The sequence below is a fragment of the Bifidobacterium callimiconis genome, from assembly GCF_003952005.1.
GTDB classification, from domain to species: domain Bacteria; phylum Actinomycetota; class Actinomycetes; order Actinomycetales; family Bifidobacteriaceae; genus Galliscardovia; species Galliscardovia callimiconis.
The window spans coordinates 218,921-235,062 of record NZ_QXGJ01000001.1 but is presented as its reverse complement, the minus strand read 5'-3'; the positions used below and the strand labels follow the sequence as shown (position 1 = coordinate 235,062).

Annotated in this window: 14 protein-coding genes and 2 tRNA genes; 13 read left to right on the top strand and 3 right to left on the bottom strand. The window is 62.4% G+C overall.

Annotated features, from left to right (window positions below):
* Positions 1-96: 96 nt before the first annotated feature.
* Positions 97-184: transfer RNA gene (locus D2E23_RS01045), tRNA-Leu, on the bottom strand.
* Positions 185-587: 403 nt separating this feature from the next.
* Positions 588-675, bottom strand: a tRNA-Leu gene (locus tag D2E23_RS01040).
* Between the two features lie 97 nt (positions 676-772).
* Between D2E23_RS01040 and D2E23_RS01035 the strand changes: the two genes are divergently transcribed.
* The 7 genes from D2E23_RS01035 (at position 773) to D2E23_RS01005 (ending at position 7,286) form a co-directional block, all read left to right on the top strand.
* A complete protein-coding gene (locus D2E23_RS01035; RefSeq protein WP_126029150.1) occupies positions 773-1,579 on the top strand; it encodes a 16S rRNA (uracil(1498)-N(3))-methyltransferase in 807 nt (268 codons plus the stop codon).
* A 71-nt stretch (positions 1,580-1,650) separates the two neighbouring features.
* Complete coding sequence (locus tag D2E23_RS01030) at positions 1,651-1,989, top strand: histidine triad nucleotide-binding protein (RefSeq protein ID WP_126029149.1); 339 nt, start codon at positions 1,651-1,653, stop codon at positions 1,987-1,989.
* Between the two features lie 84 nt (positions 1,990-2,073).
* The gene (locus D2E23_RS01025; RefSeq protein ID WP_126029148.1) at positions 2,074-3,201 is read left to right on the top strand and encodes a PhoH family protein; all 1,128 of its coding nucleotides are present in this window, start codon (positions 2,074-2,076) and stop codon (positions 3,199-3,201) included.
* Entirely contained in the window at positions 3,198-3,749 is a 552-nt protein-coding gene (gene ybeY, locus D2E23_RS01020; RefSeq protein WP_126029147.1) for an rRNA maturation RNase YbeY, read from the top strand. Before D2E23_RS01025 ends, ybeY begins: the two co-directional genes overlap by 4 nt.
* An 18-nt stretch (positions 3,750-3,767) precedes the next feature.
* On the top strand, positions 3,768-5,156 hold the full coding sequence (locus D2E23_RS01015) for a hemolysin family protein (RefSeq protein WP_164520631.1): 1,389 nt from the start codon (positions 3,768-3,770) through the stop codon (positions 5,154-5,156).
* An 85-nt stretch (positions 5,157-5,241) separates the two neighbouring features.
* Positions 5,242-6,213, top strand: coding sequence for a GTPase Era (gene era, locus D2E23_RS01010; RefSeq protein WP_126029146.1), 972 nt, complete (start codon positions 5,242-5,244; stop codon positions 6,211-6,213).
* 41 nt (positions 6,214-6,254) lie between these two features.
* Entirely contained in the window at positions 6,255-7,286 is a 1,032-nt protein-coding gene (locus tag D2E23_RS01005) for a Gfo/Idh/MocA family protein (protein WP_126029145.1), read from the top strand.
* Positions 7,287-7,435: 149 nt separating this feature from the next.
* Here the strand turns inward: D2E23_RS01005 and D2E23_RS01000 are convergent, their stop codons facing one another.
* A complete protein-coding gene (locus D2E23_RS01000) occupies positions 7,436-9,358 on the bottom strand; it encodes an AMP-dependent synthetase/ligase (protein WP_420897282.1) in 1,923 nt (640 codons plus the stop codon).
* A 335-nt stretch (positions 9,359-9,693) separates the two neighbouring features.
* Between D2E23_RS01000 and D2E23_RS00995 the strand changes: the two genes are divergently transcribed.
* The 6 genes from D2E23_RS00995 (at position 9,694) to D2E23_RS00970 (ending at position 16,062) form a co-directional block, all read left to right on the top strand.
* Entirely contained in the window at positions 9,694-10,848 is a 1,155-nt protein-coding gene (locus D2E23_RS00995) for an NAD(P) transhydrogenase subunit alpha (protein WP_126029143.1), read from the top strand.
* Between the two features lie 2 nt (positions 10,849-10,850).
* Positions 10,851-11,165: an NAD(P) transhydrogenase subunit alpha part 2 gene (locus tag D2E23_RS00990; RefSeq protein WP_094665387.1), complete on the top strand. Its 315-nt coding sequence runs from the start codon at positions 10,851-10,853 to the stop codon at positions 11,163-11,165.
* Complete coding sequence (locus D2E23_RS00985) at positions 11,165-12,577, top strand: NAD(P)(+) transhydrogenase (Re/Si-specific) subunit beta (RefSeq protein ID WP_126029142.1); 1,413 nt, start codon at positions 11,165-11,167, stop codon at positions 12,575-12,577. The genes D2E23_RS00990 and D2E23_RS00985 overlap by 1 nt, the downstream gene beginning before the upstream one ends.
* Positions 12,578-12,916: 339 nt before the next feature.
* A complete protein-coding gene (locus D2E23_RS00980) occupies positions 12,917-13,891 on the top strand; it encodes an EamA family transporter (protein ID WP_126029141.1) in 975 nt (324 codons plus the stop codon).
* Between the two features lie 163 nt (positions 13,892-14,054).
* Positions 14,055-14,672, top strand: a complete 618-nt coding sequence (locus tag D2E23_RS00975; RefSeq protein ID WP_126029140.1) for a 50S ribosomal protein L25/general stress protein Ctc — start codon at positions 14,055-14,057, stop codon at positions 14,670-14,672.
* Between the two features lie 262 nt (positions 14,673-14,934).
* On the top strand, positions 14,935-16,062 hold the full coding sequence (locus D2E23_RS00970; protein WP_093959280.1) for a branched-chain amino acid aminotransferase: 1,128 nt from the start codon (positions 14,935-14,937) through the stop codon (positions 16,060-16,062).
* Positions 16,063-16,142 lie beyond the last annotated feature (80 nt).

The window sequence follows — 16,142 nt, the reverse complement described above, 5'->3', positions numbered from 1 at the left end:
CCTACCTCGGGCCGCCGTGCGGCAGACATGAACGATCGGTTTGGAACCGATGGGATAAACAAAAAACCCGGAAGTCGAAACTCCCGGGTTAATCGGTGTCCGGAGCGGGACTTGAACCCGCACGGTTGTATAAAATAACCACTAGCACCTCAAGCTAGCGCGTCTACCATTCCGCCACCCGGACAGGTGCCGTGCTTGGCAACGAGATGGAACTCTATCATCACAGGTAGGGTATCTGTCAAATCGGAATCGCGTATCGGCGTGTCGCGTAATTGTCATAAGGATGGACAATGCCGATCATTTCAGCGGGGAGTAGGTGTGCCGGGGCGAAGAAGAGGATGGGCGTGATGGTCGGCGGCCGTGCAATGATCGATGGCGTCGGGTCGGACCGATGGCGGATCCGGAATTTGTGATTCATGGCGGATCGGTTCGACGAGGAGGATGATGACGAGAAGGATGCAGTCCGATTCCGATGGGTCGTTCCTGAAGGATTTGGGGAGCGGTGAAGTCTATGCGGATGTCCCGGAAATGCTCCGGACGATTCTGGAAAACAAAAAGACCCCTTGAATTTCAAGGGGTCTTGTCTGTGTCCGGAGCGGGACTTGAACCCGCACGGTTGTATAAAATAACCACTAGCACCTCAAGCTAGCGCGTCTACCATTCCGCCACCCGGACAGGTGCCGTGCTTGGCAACGAGATGGAACTCTACCATCCCCAGTGGGGTGTCTGTCAAATCGAGAATGTTATCCGGCGTGTCGTATACGTTTGAACCATGACGTTTCCGCTTTTTCTGATTGACCCCGATACGGACGAAACCCCGGTAAACAGCGACGAACTGCACGACGGCTGGGTGCTCACCCTCCCGCAGACCGTGGCCCGCCACGCATTCAAGTCGATGCGTCTGGCGGAGGGCGACCGTCTGCAGCTGTCCGACGGCCGAGGCCTGCGTATCCTCGCCACGGTGCACGATCCGGAGAACCGCCAGGTGCGCGTGGACGAATTCTCCCGCGAGCCCGCCGCGGTCACCCGTCTCGCCCTGGTGCAGGCGCTCGCCAAGTCCGGCAGGGACGAACAGGCCATAGAGACCGCCACGGAGATCGGCGTGGACCTGGTGGTGCCGTGGCAGGCCAACCGCTCGATCGTGCAGTGGAAGGCCGGCAAGGAGGCCAAGGCCGCCGCCAAATGGCGTCAGGTGCTCGACGCCGCCACCGAGCAATCCCGTCGTGCGTGGGCGCCGGAGCTCGGCGACAAGGTATCCAGCAAGCAGATCGTGGAGATGTGCCGCCGCGCCAACGTGCACGGCGACATGGTGGTCGTTCTGCATCAGGACGCCACCGATACGTGGAACGGCATCGAAGACAAGGTCAGGGCCATGGCGGAGCGCTGCCTTGACGACGGGCGTGCCCGCACGGTTTACGTGGTCGTCGGCCCGGAAGGAGGCATCAGCGAGGAGGAGGTCGCCGCATTCGTGGACGCCGGCGCCTCCGCCGTGGTGCTCGGCGCCAACATCATGCGCGCATCAAGTGCGGGCCCCGTGGCGCTCGCCCTGCTGGCCCGCGTGCTCGGACGATTTTCCTGACCGCAGATTCCACGGAATCAGGCGAAGCGCGATAGCATGAAGACGCAGTGCCACCAATGCAAGGAGGAATCGTGAGCCAGGAAAACGACTGCCTGTTCTGCAAGATCATCGCCGGAGACATCCCGAGCACCAAGGTGTACGAGGACGATACCGTGTACGCGTTCAAGGACATCAACCCCAAGGCCAAGGTGCACGTGCTCATCGTGCCCAAGGACCATTACCCGAACGTGGCGGCGCTCGCCAAGGCGGAACCCGCACGACTGGCCCACATCGTGGAGGTGGCGCAGTCCATTGCCGACGCGGAGTTCCACGGGGAATACCGTCTGGTGTTCAACACCGGCGTGGACGCCGGCCAGACCGTGTTCCATGTACACGCGCATGTGCTTACCGGCGAGGTGCTCGACGAGTAGTCCCGCGTCCCTGAGCGATTCGGGGCTGACCCCGCGTACACGTTGCTGATCACATCACACGAACGAAAGAGACAACGACCTAACGTGGCCACAACAACACGTACCATTACGATTCCGTCGGAACTTGATCCCGTTGCCGTGCTCGGCCCGGCCGATCAGGTGCTCCGTGAAGTTGAGAAGGCGTTCCCGGATCTGACCATCATCGTGCGGGGCAACCGCGTGGCGATCATGTCGCGTTCGCGCCAGACCGAGGCTCAGGCCAACAAGGCGCAGGAGATCGTCGAGGAGATCATCCATGCGGCGTATAGCGCTCCCATGGATGCCGATACGGTGCGTCGCATGCTCGCCAACTCCCACGCGGATCTCGACACCATACGCCGTGAACAGTCGGCCGCCAGACGCGGAACGTCCTCCGAGAATTCGGACAGGAACCGGGGATCGTCGACGCAGAACGATCGGAAGCGCCCACGCGTGCCCGGCGTCATCACGTTTGCGTTGGGAGCGCCGGTCCGACCGAAGACCCCCGGCCAGATCGCCTACGTCAACGCCATCGAAAGCCATATCATCACGTTCGGTATCGGTCCGGCCGGTACCGGCAAGACCTATCTGGCCGTGGCCAAGGCCGTTCGCGCCTTCGAGGAAGGACAGATTCACCGCATCATCCTGACTAGGCCGGCTGTGGAGGCGGGGGAGAACCTCGGATTCCTGCCCGGCACGCTCAGCGACAAGGTCGACCCGTATCTCAGGCCGTTATACGATGCGTTGGGCGACATGCTCGGAACCGATCAGCTGCATCGATATCTGGCCGACGGCACCATCGAGGTGGCGCCGCTCGCCTACATGCGTGGCCGTACGCTCAACGACGCCTATGTGATCCTCGACGAGGCGCAGAACACGACCGAGCAGCAGATGAAGATGTTCCTCACTCGTCTCGGATTCAATACGCGCATGGTCATCACCGGCGACATCACCCAGATCGATCTGGCTGTGCCGAGCTCCGGTCTGAAGACCATCGAGCGTGTGCTGCATGGCATCGATGACATCGCCTTCGTGCATCTGCAGCCGCAGGACGTGGTTCGTCACGAACTCGTCGGCAGGATCGTGGAGGCCTACGGGCGCTACGATGAGGAACACCAGATGCATCGTGATCGTCGTGATCGTCGTGATCATGACGGCTCCCGCAACAACAATGATCAGGAGAACAACGCATGAGCGTGGATGTGACCAACGAAACCCCGTGGACCATTGATCCCAAGGTGTTTTCCGACCTCGGTGTCTGGGTGCTCGACCAGATGCGTGTAAGCGTGCAGTCCGATCTGACCATCATGTTCAACGATCCGGAGTCCATGGCCCAGCTGCATGAACGGTGGATGAACCTCGAAGGCCCCACCGACGTGATGAGCTTCCCCATGGACGAGTTGCGCCCGGGCAATGCCCGGTTCACGCCCGAAGGCGTGCTTGGCGACATCGTCATCTGCCCGTATGTGGCCGCCGAACAGGCTCGCGCCGCAGGGCACTCCACCATTCAGGAGATGCTGCTGCTCACCATCCACGGCACGTTGCACCTGCTGGGGTACGATCATGCCACACCGGAGGAGGAACGCCAGATGTTCGGTCTGCAGCGTCAGCTGCTGCTCACCTTCCTCGCGTTGCGTCCCGGCGTGCTTGACGATGTGACGCTGCCTGCGGGATCGCCTGATCTGCTGGCGCAGTACGACGCCACCCACCGCGACGGCCATGCCCGTTCCCGGAAGGGCTGAGCCGGGGAGTCGATGATGATGGACCTGAACGATCCCACGTTGCCGATAGTCGTTGCCCTGGCGCTGGTGGCACTGCTGCTGGTGTGGTTCTCTCTGGTCATGGCCTCCACCGAAGGGGCGGTGTCGAGGGTGACGAGATCCAGCCTGAACAATCTCATCCTTGACGTACAGACCGGATCCGACAGCCAGTTCACCAAGATGAAGCAGATCGGCCGCATCCATCGGGTGCAGCGTCTGGTGGCCGACCGTTTCGCCACGTCAGGATCCTGCGCGTTCTTCCGTATCGTGTGCAACATCCTGGATGGCGTGCTGGTGGCCAGCATCGCCGATGCGTTGGGCGCTCCGCTATGGCTGACGCTGCTGGTGGGACTGCTGTTCTCCCTGGTGGTCGGTGTGATCTCCATTCTGGTGCGTCCGCGCAGCACCGGTGCCAGCAAGCCGTTGCAGATCATGCTCCGCCATGCCAAGGTGGTGTCGATCGTCGTGTTCCTCACGCCATTCGCCCGTGTCAACGGCATCGGTCGCAACAGCGGAAAGGCGGAGCTCTCCGACGACGAGGAACTCGAGAAGATCCATCTTGAGCAGGGTCGCGCTATGATCGACCGTCTGGTCGAGACCAACGATTTCGACCCGGAGATCTCCGAAATGCTGCGCAACGTGCTCACGCTGTCCGAGACATTGACACGCGAGATCATGGTGCCGCGCACCGACATGATCTGCATCGGCCGTGACGAGCCACTCGGCAGCGTGCTGAAGATGTTCTCCCGCTCCGGATTCTCCCGAGTGCCGATCATCGGCGATTCGGTCGATGACCTGGTCGGCATGGCATATCTTAAGGATGCCGTGCGCGCCGTGGCCTTCAACCCCGCTGCCACCGACCGTCCCGTGGAATCCATCAGCCGCGACCCGCTGCTTGTTCCGGAATCCAAGCCCGTGGACGACCTGTTCCACCAGATGCAGCGTCAGCGCCAGCACGTGGCCATCGTTGTCGACGAATACGGCGGCATCGCCGGTCTGGTCACCATCGAGGACGCGCTCGAGCAGATCGTGGGCGAACTCGAAGACGAGCATGATCGCACGCAGAAGTCCGAACCCGAGCGGATCGGCGAGGGACGGTGGCGGTTCCCCGCCCGCGCGTCGATCGCCGACATCGAGGAGATCTTCGAGATCGACCTCGACGAAGATGACGTCGACACGGTATACGGACTGCTGACCAAGATGCTCGGCCGTGTGCCGCTCGTCGGATCCAGTGCGGTCACGCACGGGCTCAAACTGACCGCGGTCGACTCCGCCGGTCGCCGTAAGAAGGTGTCGACCATTCTGGTCGAATCACTGGGCAGCGTCGTCGACAAAGACTCCGCCAAGGACACAGCGAAGGACGATCAGCAGAACGACGACGATGAGTGACGGTCCTCGATGATCATGGCCGGCGCGACGTCCTCGACCGCATAAAACGGCGGATGCGGCAGGCGTCGCGCTAAACTGTTCTGTTATGCAAGAAGCTTACAGGTCAGGATTCATCGCGGTCGTTGGACGACCGAACGTAGGTAAGTCAACGTTGATCAACGCGTTGATCGGCTCCCATATCGCCATCACGTCATCCCGCCCGGAAACCACGCGAAAAGCGATCCGCGGCGTACTCACCACCGACAACGCGCAGATCGTGCTGGTGGACACGCCCGGTATCCACCGTCCCCGCACGCTGCTGGGCCAGCGACTCAACGACATCGTCGACAACTCCCTGTCCGACGTGGACGCCGTCGCATTCCTGCTGCCCGCCGACCAGCCCATCGGCCCCGGCGACAAGCGCATCCTCAGCCGTCTGCGCGGCGACTTCGCCCGCAAGAACGACGACGGCACCTTCACCTGGAAGGTCCCGCTGATCGCCGTCGTCACCAAGATCGACGAACTCAACCATGCGCAGCTCGTCGACAAGCTCATCGAGATCAACGAGTTCGCCGCGTTCTCCGACATCGTGCCCGTATCGGCCCTTGAGAAGGACAACCTCGACGAGGTGAAGCATGTGCTCATCGAGGCCATGCCGGAAGGCCCCCAGATGTATCCGGACGATCAGATCAGCGAGGAGCCGCCCTCCGAGACGATCGCCGAACTCATTCGCGGCGCGTTCCTCGAGGAGCTCACCGACGAACTGCCGCACTCGCTGGCCGTGGTCGTCGACTCCATCGACTACCCGGACGAGGACGAGGAGGACGGGTCCGATGCACAGCGCCCGGCCAACGCCCCCAAGCCCAAGGCCCAGGTGCATGTCTCCGTGTATGTGGAACGCGACTCGCAGAAGCCGATCATCATCGGACGCAAGGCCGAGCACCTGGTGCGCGTCAAGAAGAAGCTGCGCACGCCGATCAACCGCATCGTCGGATGCAAGGCCAACCTCGACATGCACGTGAAGGTGGCCAAGGAATGGCAGTCCGATCCGAAGAAGCTGGAACGCCTCGGATTCTGACGGCCGATTTCCGGGACCTCGCATAGAAAGGACAACGCATCATGAGCAATCGCAATGGCACGCACTCGGGCATCGTGAATGTGGCGATTCTGGGCTGTGGCCGCATCGCGCATCACATGGCGCAGACGTTGCAGGGCATGAGCCAGGACGAACGCTATTCCGATCTGATCCGCCCCTATGCCGTGGCCACGAGGGCCGATGAGTCTCGCGCTCGCGCATTCGCCGACCAATACGGCTTCCCGCACGCCTATGGATCGTACGAGGACATGCTCGCCGACCCCGAGATCGATCTGGTGTACATCGCCACCCCGCACGCTCTGCACGCCGATCAGACCATCACCTGCATGCAGGCCGGCAAGAACGTGCTGGTGGAGAAGTCCTTCACCGCAAACGAAACCCAGGCCCGGCGTGTGCTGGACTTCGCACGCCAGACGGGACTCACCTGCACCGAGGCGATCTGGACCCGATACATGCCCAGCCGGCAGCTCATTCTCGACCTGCTCGACTCCGGTGAGATCGGCACGCCGCGGCAGGCATACGCGAACCTGTCGTACCCGGTCTCCGCCAAGGCGCGCATGACCGATCCGGCCATGGCCGGCGGCGCGCTGCTCGACGTGGGCGTGTACCCGATCAACTTCATTGCCATGGCGTTCCCGAACGCCGATATCGAACGGACGGTCAGCTCCTGCACGCTGACCGACAGGGGAGTGGACGAGCAGTTCTCCGCCACCTTCTGGCTCGACAACGGCGTGGCGGCCACGATCGACTCGTCCATGGTCTCCGTCGGCAGCCGACAGGGCGTGATTCAGGGCGATGCCGGATATCTGATCGTCGAGAACATCAACAATCCCGAACGCATCGACGTGTTCGACAAAGACCATCGCAAGGTACGTTCCATCGACGTTCCGGAGCAGATCACGGGATACGAGTACCAGGTGGTCTCCGCGGCCCATGCGATCCTCGACGGCCGCATCGAATGCCCGGAGATGCCTCACGAGGAGACGCTGCGCATCATGCGCGTCATGGACTCCCTGCGAGCACAGTGGGGCGAGGTCTATCCGTTCGAGCGGTAACGTGGACCGACCATCGGAGGCCGCCCATCGAACCGATTCGCGACACTCCGATGGAGAACGAAAGACGGCGGGGTTGGTGTCCACGATGATTCCGTGGACACCAACCCCGCCGTCTTGCTATCGCTGCCGTGCCGGTTGCGTGCGGTCGTCTACTTCTTGCGCGGCGTGTACATCTGCGTGTTGAGCAGATCGGCGTAACGGGCGATCACCTTCGGGCGGATGACCTTCATCGACGCGGTCATCAGACCGTTCTCCTGCGTGAACTCCTCCGGCAGCACGATGAACTTGCGCACCGACTCGGCGCGGGACACACCGTCGTTCGCCTGATCGACGAACTTCTGGATCTCGGCGCGCACCGCGGCGTTCGACGCGGCCTCCTCCATCGACATGTCGTGGTTGAGGCCCTTGGACTCCAGCCAGGGGCGCAGCGCCTCCTCGTCCAGCGTGATCAGCGCCGAAATGAACGGACGCTTGTCGCCGAGCACCAGCGCCTGGGAGACGATCTCGCAGCGCTGGATCACTTCCTCGATCGGGCCGGGGGACACGTTCTTGCCGCCTGCGGTGATGATGAGATCCTTCTTGCGGCCCGTGATGTACAGGAATCCATTGCCATCGAGACGGCCAAGATCTCCGGTGGCGTACCAGCCGTCGTCGGTGAACGACGACTTGGTGGCCTCGTCGTTCTTGTGATAGCGGTGGAACACCGAAGCGCCCTTGATCTGAATCTCGCCGTCGTCGCCGATGCGCAGCGAGAAGCCCGGGAACGGAATGCCGACGGAACCCTGATGGAACGGCACGCCCAACGGGTTGAACGCGCAGGGCGCCGTGGTCTCCGTGGCTCCATAGCCCTCATACACCGGCACCTTGGCGCCGCGGAAGAACGCCATGAGCTCCGGGTCGAGCGGGGCGCCGCCCGAGACGATCCACTGCATACGGCCACCCAGCACGTCACGCAGCGACTTGTAGACGACGGGGTCGAACGAGGCACGGCGGGCGGCGGTCAAGGCACCGGCATGGCCCTTGTCGTTGACCTCCTTCATGTAATCCTGCGCGGCGGTGACCGCGGCGGCGAACACCAGACCCTTGGCGCCGTGTCCGGCCTTCTGGGAGGCGGCGTTGTACACCTTTTCCAGCACACGCGGCACCACGATCATCACGGCCGGCTTGGCTACCTGCAGATCGCTGATCAACGTCTTGATGCCCTGGGCGATGTAGACGCGCATATCACTGGCCACCACGATGTAGTTGATGGCGCGGGCGAAGGAATGCGCCTGCGGCAGGAACAACAGCACGGAGTTGCGCTCGTCGTGCAGCAGATCGGGCATATAGTCGCGCAGATTGAACGCATCGGCGCAGTAATGCTCATGCGTCATCTCCACGCCCTTCGGCGCGGCGGTGGAGCCGGACGTGTAGACGATCGAGCACAAATCGGTCTTGCGGATCGAACTGATGCGCTCGTCCAGCACGGCGTCGGAGATCGAGGCGCCATACGCCTGGATCTCGTCAAGTCCGCCGGTCTCCAAGCACACGATGTGTTCCACCGTCGGGCAGTCGGCGCGCACGCTCTCCGCCTCGTCGCGCATGGCCGTGGTCTCCACGATCAGCAGACGAGCATCGGAATTGTTGGCGATATTGCGGATCTGCTCACCGGAATCGGTGTCGTAGATGGTGGCGAGCACGCCACCACACGCCATGATCGCGGCGTCGATGACATCCCACGCGTAGCTGGTGCGGCACATGAACGCCACGCCGTCGCCCTTCTTCAAGCCATAGTGCAGCAGGCCCTTCGCGGTGATGCGGATGTCGGCGAGCACCTCGTTGGCGGTCTTGGTGACCCACTGGCCGTCCTGCTTGAAGGTGTACAGCGGCTTGTCACCCATGCGTTCGGCGCGTTCGGCGTAGATGTCGTAGATGCTCGTGCCGTCGTCGAGCGGGGGATTGCCATCCGTGCGCGCCGTCAGCAGACCGGCCTCATCAAGAAAAGTCGTTGTGGCATAGCCAGGGCCCCAGAAATCCACGTGCGGCAGTTCGTCGGCGGAAGGCATCTCCTGCGGCTGCGGGTTGTCGGGCAGACCATCGTCGTTCAGATCGTCACTGCCGGGGTAGTCCTGATAATTACGTCCGAGGTTGGAAGCACGATGCGCCGCCGATGCGACGGCGTTCTTCACGGAACCGATTAGACCCACGAGTTCTCCTTCAACTTAAAGATTCCTCGCACACTTTAGCCCCCGTCCCGCTCGTTACGCTACCGTAGGCGCGACAAAAACAAACGTCTTTCGGAAGATCGACGTACCGCATACTTCCGTATCTTGGGCAAATGTTGCCAATTGTTGACTTTGATATAGACTTGTCGGGGCGTCACGGATTGTTGTGACGCCATTACAGAAGGATTACGAGGGAGGACCAGGTGGCGGAAGATACGCAATCGACCATCACTTATGGAATTTTCAATGAGACCGCGGAATATGAATCCCGCGTGGCTCTCACCCCGGATATCGTCAAGCGACTCAAGCGCTCGTCCGTCGAATGCGTCATCGAAAGCAACGCAGGACACGCCGCCGGTTTCAGCGACGAAGACTATGTGAAGGCAGGCGCCAGGATCGGCTCCAAGGATGAGGTCATCAGCCAGGCACGGGCATTCGGATTCGTCGGACGTCCCGATGACGAGCTCATCGGCAAGCTGCCCAAGGGCTCGTGGGTCATCGGCATGCTTGGTTCGTTCACCGATCAGGAGTATGTGAATCGTCTCGACAAGGCCGGACTGGTCGGCGTCGGCATCGAAAAGCTGCCCCGACAGCTCAGCTCCGCGCAGTCGATGGACGAAATGACCAGCCAGAACTCCGTCATGGGCTACAAGGCCGTGCTCAAGGCGGCCGACGCCTACGGCTCGTTCTTCCCCATGATGACCACCGCGGCCGGCACGATCCGTCCCGCCAAGGTGCTCATTCTGGGCGCCGGCATCGCCGGCCTGCAGGCCATCGGCACCGCACGTCGTCTCGGCGCGGTCGTGACCGCCTACGACGTACGTCCCGCCGCCAAGGGCGAGGTGCTCTCACTTGGCGCCAAGTTCCTGGATCTGGGACTCGACTTCTCCAAGGGACAGGGCGAAGGCGGCTACGCCCGTCAGCTCACCGCCGAGGAGCAGGCCGCCCAGCAGGCCGCAGTGGACAAGAAGGCTGCTGAATTCGACGTGGTCATCACCACCGCCAAGGTGCCCGGACGCAAGCCTCCGGTGCTGCTCACCAAGGCCGGTGTCGACGGACTGCACCGAGGCGCCGTGATCGTCGACTGCGCGGCAAGCGAACTCGGCGGCAACGTGGAAGGATCCGCACCAAACCAAACCATCATCACCGACAACGGCGTGCAGCTGATCGGCGCGCCCGATCTGGCAAGCGGCGTGGCCACCACGGCCTCCAACCTGCTGGCCCGTAACGTGGCCGACGTGCTCACCCACTTCGTACACGACGGCAGCCTCGTCATGGATCTGAACGAGGAACTCGACAACGCCATGGTCGTCGCCGGACGCGACGAGTCCACGGCCACCAAGGAAGAGGAGAAGTGATCATGCCGGATCTCGTCGTTTCGATCACACTGTTCGTACTCGCCCTGCTCATCGGCATCGAGGTCATCGGCAAGGTGCCGGCGACCCTGCACACCCCGCTGATGTCGGGCGCCAACTCCATCCACGGCATCGTTATCGTCGGCGTCGTCATCGTCGCCGCCGAAGCCCACACCCCGCTGGCCTACGTGTTCATCTTCCTCGCCGCAGTGCTCGGCACCATGAACGTCGTCGGCGGTTATGTGGTCACCGACCGCATGCTTGAGATGTTCAAGAGCTCCAAGCCCTCCAAGAAGGACGAAAAGGAAGGCGATAAGTAATGACCGCAACACCCATCGATATCGTTGCATGGTTCGTGTACCTGCTGGCCGCCGTGATGTTCGTCATGGGCCTGCACTTCATGAACTCCCCGAAGACCGCCCGCAAGGGTAACCAGATCTCCGCCACCGGCATGGTGTTCGCCGTCGTCATGGCGTTCGTGCACCTCTTCGTGCAGGGCTTCATCTCCGTCACCGCCGTGATCGTGCTCGTCGTGGGCATCCTCATCGGCGCGGTCGCCGGCGTCGTGTCCGCCAAGAAGGTCAAGATGACTGACATGCCGCAGCTGGTCTCCGTGTTCAACACCGTGGGTGGTGGCGCCGCTGCGCTCGTGGCGCTCAACGACATCCTCACCAACGAGCAGCTGCCCACCCTCGTCGTGCTCATCACCGCCGGCCTCGGCATCATGATCGGCTCCGTCACCTTCACCGGCTCGCTCATCGCCGCTGGCAAGCTGCAGGGCGTCAAGTTCGTCAAGAACCTCAAGCTGCCCGGCAAGAGCTTCTGGAATGTGCTGTTCATCATCCTTACCATCGCCGCGTTCGTCATGCTGTGCGTCCAGCCCGAGCAGCGGCTCCTCTGGTCCGTGCTCACCACCGTGTTCGCCCTGTGCTACGGCCTCGTGTTCGTCATCCCGATCGGCGGCGCCGACATGCCCGTCGTCATCTCCGTGCTCAACGCCTGCACCGGCACCGCCGTGGCCATGTCCGGCCTCGCCATCGACAACGTGGCCCTGATCGTCGCCGGCGCCCTCGTCGGCGCGGCCGGCGTCACCCTGTCCATCCTCATGGCCCAGGCCATGAACCGTCCGCTGCTCTCCGTCCTCGCCGGCGGATTCGGCGGCGACAACGCGGCCGGTGGCGACGACGGCGTGACCGGCACCATGAAGGAGACATCCGCCGACGACGTGGCCGTCCAGCTCGTCTACGCGCAGAAGGTCATCTTCGTCCCCGGCTTCGGTCTCGCCATGGCCCAGGCCCAGCGCGAGCTCGCCGACCTCGGCGAACTGCTCAAGAGCCGCGGCGTCGAAGTCGCCTACGCCATCCACCCCGTCGCCGGTCGTATGCCCGGCCACATGAACGTGCTGCTCGCCGAAGCCAACGTCCCCTACGAGGAGCTCGTCGACCTCGATGACATCAACCCGCAGTTCCCCACCGCCACCATCTCTCTGGTGGTCGGCGCCAACGACGTCACCAACCCTGCCGCCCGCCGCCCCGGCACCCCGGTCTCCGGCATGCCGATCCTCGACGTCGACAAGTCCCAGAACGTCGTCGTCATCAAGCGCGGCCGCGGCAAGGGCTACGCCGGCATCGAAAACGAGCTCTACTTCGAAGACAACACGCAGATGCTCTTCGGCGACGCGAAGAAGGAGCTGCAGGCCATCATCGCCTCCGTCAAGGAACTCATCTCGTGATCATTCACGTAACGGAGCGTCTTCGGCCGATCGGAAGACTCGACGTACCGTCGTACGCCTTCGCCTTCCGCTCGACCGAAGCCGCACGCGTTACGTGAATGATCACCCCTTACCCCTCAATTGTTTTAGGTCCTTCGGTTGGGGGTGATTTCCTGTGGGGAAATTGAACCTGAGAGGAACTGAAGCGGTAGGAGGGATTTCGAAACGAAATATGTGGGCGAGGCCCTGTCCGAGGAATCGGGCGGGGCCTCGCCTTGTTTTGGGCGGTGGGCGTGCGAGGGTGTGAGGGGACATTGGATGAGGCTATGTCAGGCATAGGGTGATGTAGGGTGAGGCAGTGTGAAGAAGTTCGTTATCCGTACGCTTGATGCGACCCCGGCCGTGGTGATCGTGGCGCTTGAGGGCGCGCTCATGTACATTGCCACCGGTACCGCCAAAAGTGTGTTCACCCAGATCAATCCGCTATGCGCGGCATGGTATCGATTCGGCTTCCTGGCGCTGCTCATGCTTCTGTGGCGCAGGCCGTGGCGGCGCGAGGTTCGTCACACTCTGCCTTCCACCCGTCGCGATTGGCTGATCACCGCCGGATGCGGCTTCGCCATCGTCGCCATGAACACCATGTTTTATCTGGCCATCAGTCAGATGAACATGGGTATGGCCGTCGCCATCGAATTCGTCGGACCGCTCGGCGTCGCGGTGATCACCGGACGAAACTGGAGGGAACGTGTCGGCATTCTCATCGCAGCCGTCGGCGTGGTGCTGCTCGCCGGCATGTCGCTCGCCTCGCCGGACGGCGGACATTTCCTCGTTGGACTCATTGCCATCCTGACCGGTGGCACGATGTGGGGCATCTATATCGTTCTGGGACGTCAGGTGGCCAACACCGGCAGTCCGCTCAATCGCCTGTCCATCGCCATGTGCATCGGATTCGCCATTCAATCGGTGTTCCTCGCAGTGCCTGCCATCCGTGGTCTCTTCGTGCCGCCGCAGACGGCGACATGGCTCGTGACCGAAGGAGAATGGGGAATCCTGCATCTGCTGCTGCTCATGCTCGTCGTGTCCGTGTTCAGCTCGTTCTTCCCCTATGTGATCGACCAAGTGGTGATGCGCAAGACCACGCCAGGCACGTTCTCCGTCATGCAGTCCATGTACCCCGCCATGGCGGTGGCGGTCGGACTGCTGTTCGCCGAATTCCCCACCATCTGGGAGCTCATTGGCGTCGGATGCGTGATGCTCGCCGTAGTGGTCACATTCTCCGGAACATCCCGAGTGCGACACCCGGTTGGTCATGATTCGGTGGATGTGGTAGACTAAGTGACTGTTGTCTTGGCGAGGGAGCGGTGACGTGAATTGCGTCATCCTCCGTTATCGACTCGACGTGTGATTTTCCCCGTACCCATATGGCACGGCGTTCTCCGCGGCGCGTCGATGCGCCAAAACGAAACTTTGGTTTTTAGTTCTAATCAAGGAGAACATCATGGCAGATATCACTCTCGAAGGTGCCGCTCGTACCGAGTTCGGCAAGGGCGCGGCCCGTCGTCTGCGCGTCGCCAAGCTGGTTCCGGCCACCGTGTACGCCGGCGGCGAGGCTCCGACCTTCCTGCAGCTCCCGATGAAGGAGACCACCAACGCCCTGCGTCACACCAACGCCCTGTTCGAGCTGAAGTTCGGTGAGGACTCCAAGCTCGCCGTCGTGAAGGACGTGCAGCGCAACCCCGTCAAGCAGCAGATCGAGCACGTGGACTTCTACGAGGTACGCGCCGGCGAGAAGATCGAGGTCGAGGTCCCGGTCTTCGTCGAGGGTACCCCGAAGGGCGCTGCCGTGGCGTTCGTCGACATCCAGGAGCTCAAGGTCAAGGCCGACGTGACCAACCTGCCCGAGCGCATCACCATCAGCGTCGAGGGCCTGGTTGACGGCACCAAGGTGCTGGCCAAGGACGTCGTCCTGCCCGAGGGCGTCGAGCTCGTGCACGACAACCCGGAAGAGTCCGTCGTGACCGTCGAGGTGCCGGAAGACGCCGCCGAGGCCCCGGCAGCCGCTCCGGCTGCCGACGCCGATGCTGCTGCCGCTCCGGCTGCCGACGCTCAGGCCTGAGTCTCACCGATCGTCATCCGACGATGAACGACTAACCGGTGGTCAACGCCATCGGAGAAGAGCCCACCGTCCGTGTGGGCTCTTCGCATTCGTGGGGTGTTTTGCGCACCTCCGTCGGAACGGTCCGCGGTTTTCATAATGTGAACTTTCTTCCATGCTGGTAACAGGCATGTGAGAAAGTGTTACTCAGTTCGGCGCCAGAAGCGCTGACGACATACTGACAGCCGATTCTCGATCGGCAAGGAATACAAAGAAGCTGAGAATGACAGAAAATACTCATCACGATCCGGCGGCCCTGTCCAAGCTGGCCGACGCCTTCACCGTGCTGCCCAACGACAATCCGGCCTCCGACGCCAAGCGTCAGGAGCTCATCGACAAGCCGGCGTTTGGTCAGGTCTTCTCCGACAATATGACCCACATGACGTGGACCAAGGGCGAAGGCTGGTCCGACCGCCGCGTTGAGCCGTACGCCCCGCTGAAGATGGATCCGGGCGCATCCGTGCTGCACTACGCCCAGGAGTGCTTCGAAGGCCTCAAGGCCTACCGTCACGCCGACGGCTCCACTTGGCTGTTCCGTCCGGACGCCAACGCTGAGCGTTTCCAGAACTCCGCGAAGCGCCTGTACCTGCCCGAGCTGTCCATCGACGACTTTCTGGGCTCCGTGGCCGCGCTGGTCAAGCGTGACGCCAACTGGGTGCCGTCCCGTCGCGAGTACACGCTGTACATGCGTCCGTTCATGTTCGCTTCCGAGCCGTTCCTGGGCGTGCGTGCCCCGCAGGAGGTTGACTACTGCGTGATCGCATCCCCGTCCGGCCCGTACTTCCCCGGTGGCGTCAAGCCCGTGAGCATCTGGGTGGAGGACAAGTGGTTCCGCACCGGCCCCGGCGGCACCGGCTTCGCCAAGTGCGGTGGCAACTATGCCGCCTCCCTGCTCGGTGAGTACACCGGCATCGAAAACGGCTGCGAACAGGTGTGCTTCGTGGACGCCGCCACCAAGACCTACCTCGAGGAGCTTGGCGGCATGAACATGATGGTCGTGCACAAGGACGGCCACGTGGAGACCCCGTCCCTGACCGGCAACATCCTGCCCGGCGTCACCCGTCGTTCGCTGATCCAGCTGCTGCAGGACGACGGCCACGACGTGGTCGAGACCATGATCGCCCTTGAGCAGCTGCTCGAGGACATCAAGTCCGGTGAGGTCACCGAGGTGTTCGCCTGCGGTACCGCCGCCATCATCACCCCGATCGGCCGCTTCAAGTCCGAGAAGTTCGACGTGACCGTCGCCGACGGCGGCTCCGGCGAGCTGACCGTGGCCCTGCGCAACAAGCTGCTCGGCATCCAGCTCGGCGAGATCGAGGATCCGCACAACTGGATGTGGAAGGTCTGCTAGCGCTGATCGTCGCTTCCGCGGAACGTTGAGCAATAGCCGCTTGGCCTAATCTCGATTAGGCCAAGCGGCTATTGTGTTTT

Bases quoted from the DNA above. Each gene is read 5' to 3' on its own strand.
- D2E23_RS01035 (WP_126029150.1), top strand. From the start codon at position 773: ATGACGTTTCCGCTTTTTCTGATTGACCCCGATACGGACGAAACCCCG.
- ybeY (WP_126029147.1), top strand. From the start codon at position 3,198: ATGAGCGTGGATGTGACCAACGAAACCCCGTGGACCATTGATCCCAAG.
- D2E23_RS01015 (WP_164520631.1), top strand. From the start codon at position 3,768: ATGGACCTGAACGATCCCACGTTGCCGATAGTCGTTGCCCTGGCGCTG.
- era (WP_126029146.1), top strand. From the start codon at position 5,242: ATGCAAGAAGCTTACAGGTCAGGATTCATCGCGGTCGTTGGACGACCG.
- D2E23_RS01005 (WP_126029145.1), top strand. From the start codon at position 6,255: ATGAGCAATCGCAATGGCACGCACTCGGGCATCGTGAATGTGGCGATT.
- D2E23_RS00990 (WP_094665387.1), top strand. From the start codon at position 10,851: ATGCCGGATCTCGTCGTTTCGATCACACTGTTCGTACTCGCCCTGCTC.
- D2E23_RS00985 (WP_126029142.1), top strand. From the start codon at position 11,165: ATGACCGCAACACCCATCGATATCGTTGCATGGTTCGTGTACCTGCTG.
- D2E23_RS00975 (WP_126029140.1), top strand. From the start codon at position 14,055: ATGGCAGATATCACTCTCGAAGGTGCCGCTCGTACCGAGTTCGGCAAG.
- D2E23_RS00970 (WP_093959280.1), top strand. From the start codon at position 14,935: ATGACAGAAAATACTCATCACGATCCGGCGGCCCTGTCCAAGCTGGCC.